8 protein-coding genes are annotated in these 6994 nt (G+C 65.6%); 1 reads left to right on the top strand and 7 read right to left on the bottom strand.

The window, feature by feature from the left end; genetic code table 11:
* Positions 1 to 247 precede the first annotated feature (247 nt).
* From FJ471_RS33805 to FJ471_RS33775, 7 genes are all read right to left on the bottom strand, one after another.
* Complete coding sequence (locus FJ471_RS33805; protein ID WP_140810767.1) at positions 248 to 739, bottom strand: F0F1 ATP synthase subunit B; 492 nt, start codon at positions 737 to 739, stop codon at positions 248 to 250.
* An 11-nt stretch (positions 740 to 750) separates the two neighbouring features.
* Complete coding sequence (locus tag FJ471_RS33800) at positions 751 to 1332, bottom strand: F0F1 ATP synthase subunit B (RefSeq protein ID WP_140810760.1); 582 nt, start codon at positions 1330 to 1332, stop codon at positions 751 to 753.
* Positions 1333 to 1393: 61 nt separating this feature from the next.
* Entirely contained in the window at positions 1394 to 1618 is a 225-nt protein-coding gene (locus FJ471_RS33795) for a F0F1 ATP synthase subunit C (protein ID WP_027164582.1), read from the bottom strand.
* A 75-nt stretch (positions 1619 to 1693) separates the two neighbouring features.
* The gene (locus FJ471_RS33790) at positions 1694 to 2455 is read right to left on the bottom strand and encodes a F0F1 ATP synthase subunit A (protein ID WP_140810753.1); all 762 of its coding nucleotides are present in this window, start codon (positions 2453 to 2455) and stop codon (positions 1694 to 1696) included.
* Between the two features lie 66 nt (positions 2456 to 2521).
* The gene (locus FJ471_RS33785) at positions 2522 to 2914 is read right to left on the bottom strand and encodes an AtpZ/AtpI family protein (RefSeq protein WP_140810745.1); all 393 of its coding nucleotides are present in this window, start codon (positions 2912 to 2914) and stop codon (positions 2522 to 2524) included.
* A 311-nt stretch (positions 2915 to 3225) separates the two neighbouring features.
* The gene (locus FJ471_RS33780) at positions 3226 to 4407 is read right to left on the bottom strand and encodes a cell wall hydrolase (RefSeq protein ID WP_140810738.1); all 1182 of its coding nucleotides are present in this window, start codon (positions 4405 to 4407) and stop codon (positions 3226 to 3228) included.
* Between the two features lie 175 nt (positions 4408 to 4582).
* Positions 4583 to 5857 (bottom strand): MFS transporter, encoded by a 1275-nt coding sequence (locus FJ471_RS33775; RefSeq protein ID WP_140810731.1) that lies wholly within the window; start codon positions 5855 to 5857, stop codon positions 4583 to 4585.
* Between the two features lie 115 nt (positions 5858 to 5972).
* Here FJ471_RS33775 and FJ471_RS33770 point away from each other — a divergent pair, with 115 nt between their 5' ends.
* On the top strand, positions 5973 to 6893 hold the full coding sequence (locus FJ471_RS33770; RefSeq protein ID WP_140810725.1) for a LysR substrate-binding domain-containing protein: 921 nt from the start codon (positions 5973 to 5975) through the stop codon (positions 6891 to 6893).
* Positions 6894 to 6994: the final 101 nt, after the last annotated feature.

Here is a 6994-nt window from a genome sequence, read left to right as displayed (position 1 = left end):
GCCGAGACGGAGAGGGGAGCGCCCTACGAAGCCCCTCTCCGTCCGCTTCGCGGCCACCTCTCCCCACATCCGTGGGGCGAGGAACCTTGATCCTGCGGCGCCTCATTCCTTCGCGCCCCCCCTCTGCCCTGCCGGGCATCTCCCCCACAAGGGGGGAGATTGGCAGTTCCGGCGCCGCGCTCTCTTTTCAAACAAAAAAGCCGCCGGGTTGCCCAGGCGGCTTTGATTTCGCAGCTTCGACGTCAGCTCAGTTCAGCTTGGCCTTGACGTCATCCAGCGCCGACTTGAACAGGTCCGCGCCGGCCTTGACGTCGACCTTGGCGGCGAGCAGCGCGCGGGCGGCCTCGACGGCAATGTCGACGGCGCTGGCGCGCACTTCGCTGACAGCCTCGCGCTCGGCCTGGCTGATCTTCTGCTCGGCAAGGGCGGTGCGCCTGGCGACATAGTCCTCGGTCTTCTTGGCGGCCTCGGAGGCAAGCAATTCAGCCTCACGCTTGGCGGCGGCGACGATGTCGGCGGCCTCCTTCTCGGCTTCCTTGCGCTTCTGCTGATACTGGCCGAGCAGTTGCTGGGCCTCTTCACGAAGCTTGCGCGCTTCCTCGAGCTCGCCGCTGATCTTGGCCGCACGGGCGTCCAGCGACTTGGCAAGCATGCCCGGCACCTTCAGATAGATGATGGCGCCGAGGAAGATGATCAGGGCGATGGTGGCCCAGAGCGTGGCGAGTGATGTGGCGTCCATGATCCCGCTCCTCACCGGCTCGCGGATTTGACCGCGGCCGCGATCTCGGACTTGTCGGTCTTGCCACCGACAAGCGCCTCGACGATGGCCGACGTGGTGTCCTCGGCGATCGTGCCGACTTCCTTCATCGCCTTGGCCTTGATCGAGGCGATGCTCGCCTCGGCCTCGCCAAGCTTCTTCTCAAGCTCGGCCTCGAGCTTCTTGCGCGTGCCCTCGGCTTGCGCCTTGGCGGCGTCGTTCGCCTGCTGGCCGATCTTGTTGGCGTTGACCTTGGCTTCCGCCAGTTCCTGCTCATAGGCGGCAACGGCAGCATCCGCCTCGCCCTTCAGCCTTGCGGCATGGTCGAGGTCCTGGGTGATGCGGTCGTTGCGGACATCGATGATGCCGCCAAGACGCGGCATCACAACCCGTTTCAGGAACAGGTAGAAGAGCCCGAAGGTGATGACCAGCCACAGGATCTGCGACGGGAAGGTCTTGGCATCGAATGGCGGGAACGCTTCATGCTCCGCGGCAGGCACGGCAGTGCCCGCATGCGTATCGCCCTCGGCCGCGGCCGGCGCTGCTTCTTGCGCATAGGCAGATGTCACGAACATCTCATTCCCCTGTCCATGGAACGGGGCCGCACCATGCGGCCCCTTTCGTCAGCGCCGGTTCTTACTTGAAGACCAGGAGCAGAGCGATCAGGAGCGAGAAGATGCCCAGAGCTTCGGTCACGGCGAAGCCGAAGATCAGGCGGCCGAACTGGCCGTCGGCAGCTGACGGGTTGCGGAGCGCGCCCGAGAGGTAGCTGCCGAAGATGTTGCCGAGGCCGATGCCCGCGCCGCCCATGCCGATGCAGGCGATACCAGCGCCGATAGCAGCTGCTGCAGTTGCGTCCATTTCAAAACTCCTGTGGTTTGCTTGTTCGTTGCAGTTGGTACGTTGGGTATGCTGGCGCCGGGGCGCCGGTGAAAATCAGTGGCTCGGGTGCAGGGCGTCGTTCAGATACATGCAGGTCAGCACCGCGAAGACATAGGCCTGCAGGAAAGCGACCAGCAATTCGAGCGCGGAGAGCGCAACCGCCATTGCAAGCGGCAGGACCGAGCCGGCGATGCCGACGGCGCCAAAGGCGCTGAGGCTGACGACGAAGCCCGAGAACACTTTCAGCGTGATGTGGCCGGCCAGCATGTTGGCGAAAAGACGAACCGAGAGGCTGACGGGGCGAGAGACGAAGGAGATGATTTCGATCGCCACCACCAGCGGCAGAAGATAACCCGGCACGCCATGCGGCACGAACAGCTTGAGGAAGCCGAAGCCGTGCTTGGCGAAGCCGTAGACGACGACGGTGCCGATGACCAGGATCGCCAGCGTGAAGGTGACGATGATGTGGCTGGTGACGGTGAAGAAATAGGGGAACAGGCCGATCAGGTTGGCGACCAGCACGAACATGAACAGCGAGAACACCAGCGGGAAGAACTGCATGCCCTGCTTGCCGGCGGCGTCGCGCAGCATGTTGCCGACGAATTCGTAGGCCATCTCGGACACCGACTGCAGCCGGCCCGGAATGAGCGCGCGGCTGGCCGTGCTCATGTAAAGGAAGGCCGAGGCCAGCACGATCGTCGCGACCATGAACAGGGAGGAGTTGGTGAAAGAGACGTCGTAGCCGCCGATATGCAGCGGGATGATCGGATGGATCTGGAACTGGTGGATCGGGTCGACCTTGTCAGCAGCAGCCACTTTAAATCCCCGTCAAAGCCACAACCGGCTTCTTAAGTTCACTTCGGCGCCTTGCGGCGCCCCACTTCATTCTTTCGGCTCGCGCGGCTTGCCGCCCTGGCCGAATTCGGATGCAAGTCCCGCCGAGCGCAGGACATTGAGTATACCAGCGCCAAAGCCCAGCAACAGGCCGACGATCAGACCCCAGGGCGCCGTTCCCGCCAGACGGTCGATGATCCAGCCCAAGCCGACACCGACGACCACCCCGGCGATGAACTCGCTGGACAGTTTCAGCGCCTGACCGTAACCGGGCGCAGCTCTCGCTTCGTCTTTCCCCTCGAGCCGGTCCGTGCGTCTTGTCGCAAGCGATGCTTCAAGATCGCGCCGGCGGCGCTCAAGTTCGTCGTCGCGGATGGTGGCTTCTGGCTGCCTGCCGCGGCCGGTTTCTCCGGTTCCGTCTGGCCCGGTTTTATCGGCCATCGCAACCCCCCTGCCCGGGCAGACGATTGCCGTCCGTCCGCTTCTAAAGTCGCCGGCAACATAGTTAGAGGGTCCGCCCCCGTCAAGCCACGGACCGAACTTCCAAGCGATGTATTTTCGACAATTAAATCAACCACTTAGAGAGGTGCGACATCGTGCCCTTCACGCCCGCGTGAGGTGACGGGGCGAATCCGCGCAACAAGGCGCGCCCGCCGGGGCATGCCGGCTGCCGAAGGAAGGATGGCCGGGGCGGTCATTTAGGCGGCTCGGCTCGAGCCGCCCAGCCGGCTCGGCTCGAGCCGCCCGAGAGCTCAGCTCCAGCCGCCGCCATAGGTGCGGTAGAAGATATGCAGGCCGATCCTGGTCATGCGCTGCATGGCGCGCGCCCAGCCCGGGTGGACGTAGTTGGCGTAGTAGTGCGTCGACGAGCCGACCTCGGGAATGAAGATCTTGCCGGCGGTCACGGCCATGGCGACCTCCTGGGCGGTCTTGTAGGAAGCCTGGTCGGTGATGGTCTTCTTCCTGCCGTCGCAGGCGAAGGAGAACTGGCAGCGGTTGAACCAGTCGTCGTTCTGGTAGACGACACCGCAGATGGTCTTCGGATAGGCCGGGTTGCGGACGCGGTTGAGGATCACCTGCGCCACCGCCGCCTGGCCGCGGACGGGCTCGCTGCGCGCCTCGAAATAGATGCCCTTGGCGAGGCATGCCTGCTCAGGCTTGGAAAAGACGCTCGCCGGCAGCGGGTTCTGCATCCAGGCGTGGTCGCCCTTGCCCATCGGCGGAATGAAGCGGCCGTCGTTCGGATCGTCCTGCAGCAGCGCCTCGAAGGGCGAAGCCTTGGCGTAGTCGGGCGCGGACTGCGCATAGGCGGTGGCGAGGATATCCGGCTTGTCGTTGTTGACGAGGGCGACAAGCGCCGCCGGCAGGTCCGGATCCGGCTTCTTGTCCTCGCGCAGGTGGAAGGCCTGGGCGATCTGGACTTCCTTGCCCTTGATGCCGGGCTTGGCGAAGGTGAGCTTCAGTCCGCTGTCCATCGAGGGACGCAGCAGCGAGGAGGTACGCTCGAAAATCGAGCCGGCGCTGAAGTTCTTCGGCGGCGCGACCGGCGCCACCTTGACCAGACGGCCCTTCTTGTCGGCGCGCATGACACGGTCTTCATCGGGCGTGGCGCCGGCGACATTGCCCTTGCCGCGAAAAGCCACCGTGCCGACGCCAGGCAAATCCACGCCGGAACCGGAGAGCGAGCCGGTGGTGACGGAATCGACGAACGGCATTTCGGCGGCATGCACCGAGCCGGCGGCGGATTTCTCGATATAGGCATTCCAGCGGACGTTGGACGATTCCGGGCCGGAGATCAGGCTTGCCATATCCTGATAGGCGACGGCCGACGGAAAGCCGATCCAAATGCCGAGCCCGAGCACCAAAGGAGGAAGAAAGGAACGTTTTTTCGCAACGGCGGCGGCGGCAAGCCGCATTGAAACGCGTCGATGCACTGAACTCTCCAGAACGCTACTGACCCCGGAGAGCCAAAATGAAGCATTAACCTTGATGCGGGGTTAACGGCATCGATCGTGTTCTTTTCATGTTTGAGGAAAGCCGGCTTGCTGTTTCCCCAGCTGACCGACGGAGAATCAGGCATGGATGGGGGTTGAATCAGGTTCGTATGAATCAAGCCTGGCGCAGGAAAATCGGCCAGGCGATCGCCGCGCAGATCGCCGCCGCGAGCCACACGCCCGGCCACGCGAAGACCACCAGCAGCCATGGAATGGCGATCGGCACCAGGCAGAAGCCGATGAAGACGAAGCTGTTGGCAAGGCTGAGCGCGGTGCCGACATGGCCGGCGCCGGCAAGCGTGGCGAGCTCGGTGTAGGCGACGCCGTGCCAGGCGGAAACGGAGATGCCGGCGACGACGACCATCAGCGGAAGCAGCGGCAGCAGCAACGGTGTTCCGGCGGCGGCGATCACCAGCAGCCAAAGCGCCAGGAAGGCAAATGCGCTCAGCGCGCTGCAGACTTTCAGGAACGGCCGGCGGTTGCCATGCCGGTCGGTGAAGCGTCCGCTCCAGACGCGCATCACCATGGCGCCGGTCTGCACGGCGGCGAGGCTGGCGCTGGTCACCCATGTGCCCATGCCGGCGGAATCATGCAGGAAGACCGAGGCGAAGGTCAGCACGGCGACCTGCGGGAAGCAGAGCAAGCCGATGGCGGTCGAGATGCGCCACACCTCGATGTTGCGCAAGGGCGCCGGGCCGCTCGTCGCGGCGGCGCGACCGCTGCCTTCGGCCGGCGGCTCGTGCAGCCAGCGCCAGGCGAACCAGGCCGACAGAGCGGAGACGGCCGCAAGCAGGCCGAAGACCGCGGTGAAGCCCAAGGCCAGCGCCAGGGAAGGCAGGACGAGAGCGCCCAGCCCGCCGCCAAGCGGCACCGCCGTCTGCCGGATGCTCATGGCGAAGCCGCGCTCGCCCTCGCCAAACCAGCCCATGATGGCGCGGCCGCTGGAGCCGTTGACGCTGCCGCCGAGCAGGCCGGCGACGAGCAGGCTCGCCGAGAGCAGCGTGACGCCGGGAATGGCTGTTTTCGTCGGCACGACGAGCATAGCCATGATGAGCAGCCATGCCGCCGTCGCGCCGAGACCGGTCAGGAGCACGCGGCGGTCGCCCCAGCGATCGGTGAGCACACCCCAGGGCAGTTCGCTCAGCGCCACGCCGAGACCGAGCAGCCCGAGCGCAAGGCCCAGCGAGGCATTTTGGAGATGGTAGCCCTGGCGCATGATCACCGCGGTTGCCGGAATGCCGGAGAAGGTGGCGGAGAAGCCGGCATTGGCGGCGACGCCGATGCCCAGCACCCTCCAGCGATGATTGGGGCCGAAGGCGCGGCTGGCGGAGGTGGCCGCAATATCCGCGGCGGGCGGCCGGCAGTCGTTTCGTGTGGCGATGGCGGACATGGTTCCATTCCCGTGACGGCCGGCTGACGGCTTGACGGACCGGATGTAGCGCCATAGCTTCATCCATAAAATCAGGAAGTTTTTGACCAACACTCCTGAAAATCAGGACAATCTTATGCGCCGCGTCACGTTCGACCTCGATGTCCTCAGAACCTTCGTCACCGGCATGGAGCTGGGCAGCTTCGCCAAGGCCGCCGAACGGCTGGGACGCTCGACGTCGGCCGTCAGCGCGCAATTGAAGAAGCTGGAAGAGCAGGCGGATACGCCGATCTTCCGCAAGGCAGGACGTGGCCTCGCGCTCACCGAAGCCGGCGAAACCATGCTCGGCTATGCGCGACGGCTGATCGAGCTCAACGACGAGGCGGCCTCCGCCATCCGCGACGTCGAGCTGGAAGGCTGGGTGCGGCTCGGCTTGCAGGAGGATTTCGGCGAGGCCGTGCTGCCCGACGTGCTCGGCCGCTTCGCCCGCGCCCATCCCAAGGTCCGGATCGAGGCGCGGATCGGACGCAGCCACGATCTCGCCGAGCGCGTCCTGTCAGGCAATCTCGACATCGCGCTCGCCTGGCATGACGGCACGACCCTGCCCTACAGCCGGCATGTCGCCGATGTGCAGGCGCGCTGGATCGGCCCGGCCAAGCCGATCGAGGCCGCTCCGCGCAATGGCGAGCCGCTGCCGCTGGTGGTGTTCGAGGCGCCGTGCCTGTTGCGTACCGTCGCGACGGAAACGCTCGACCGCGCCGGCATGCCCTGGCGCATGGCGTTCTCGAGCCCCAGCCTCGGCGGCATCTGGGCGGCGGTGGCGGCGGGACTGGGTCTCACGATCCGCACCGATATCGGCCTGCCGGCCAATGTCAGGGCGATCGCGCCGGGCGTGCTCGGGCTGCCGGCGCTGCCGATGATGGCGCTGCATCTGCATCAGAAGGACGCCGAGCTCGACCCGGTAGCGACGCGGCTGGCGGAGATATTGCTGCAGGCGGCGCTGGGGGCACTCCCGGAAGGGGCGCGGACCGGTGAGGGGTTGCGAGAGGTCGCGTGAGGTCTTGGCCGGCGCCTTTCGGCTTCGTCATGTATGGACGGCCCCTCTTGGGCAAGAGGCAAAATAGCGGCGGCGGCGCAAGTCTGGAGCGGTCATGTATT

The organism is Mesorhizobium sp. B2-7-1 (genome assembly GCF_006440735.1).
GTDB lineage: Bacteria > Pseudomonadota > Alphaproteobacteria > Rhizobiales > Rhizobiaceae > Mesorhizobium.
This window is presented reverse-complemented; position numbering and strand designations above follow the sequence as displayed.

Excerpts from the sequence above, each read along its gene's own strand:
- FJ471_RS33770 (WP_140810725.1), top strand. The coding sequence starts at position 5,973 with ATGCGCCGCGTCACGTTCGACCTCGATGTCCTCAGAACCTTCGTCACC.
- FJ471_RS33795 (WP_027164582.1), bottom strand. The coding sequence starts at position 1,618 with ATGGACGCAACTGCAGCAGCTGCTATCGGCGCTGGTATCGCCTGCATC.
- FJ471_RS33805 (WP_140810767.1), bottom strand. The coding sequence starts at position 739 with ATGGACGCCACATCACTCGCCACGCTCTGGGCCACCATCGCCCTGATC.
- FJ471_RS33775 (WP_140810731.1), bottom strand. The coding sequence starts at position 5,857 with ATGTCCGCCATCGCCACACGAAACGACTGCCGGCCGCCCGCCGCGGAT.
- FJ471_RS33785 (WP_140810745.1), bottom strand. The coding sequence starts at position 2,914 with ATGGCCGATAAAACCGGGCCAGACGGAACCGGAGAAACCGGCCGCGGC.
- FJ471_RS33800 (WP_140810760.1), bottom strand. The coding sequence starts at position 1,332 with ATGTTCGTGACATCTGCCTATGCGCAAGAAGCAGCGCCGGCCGCGGCC.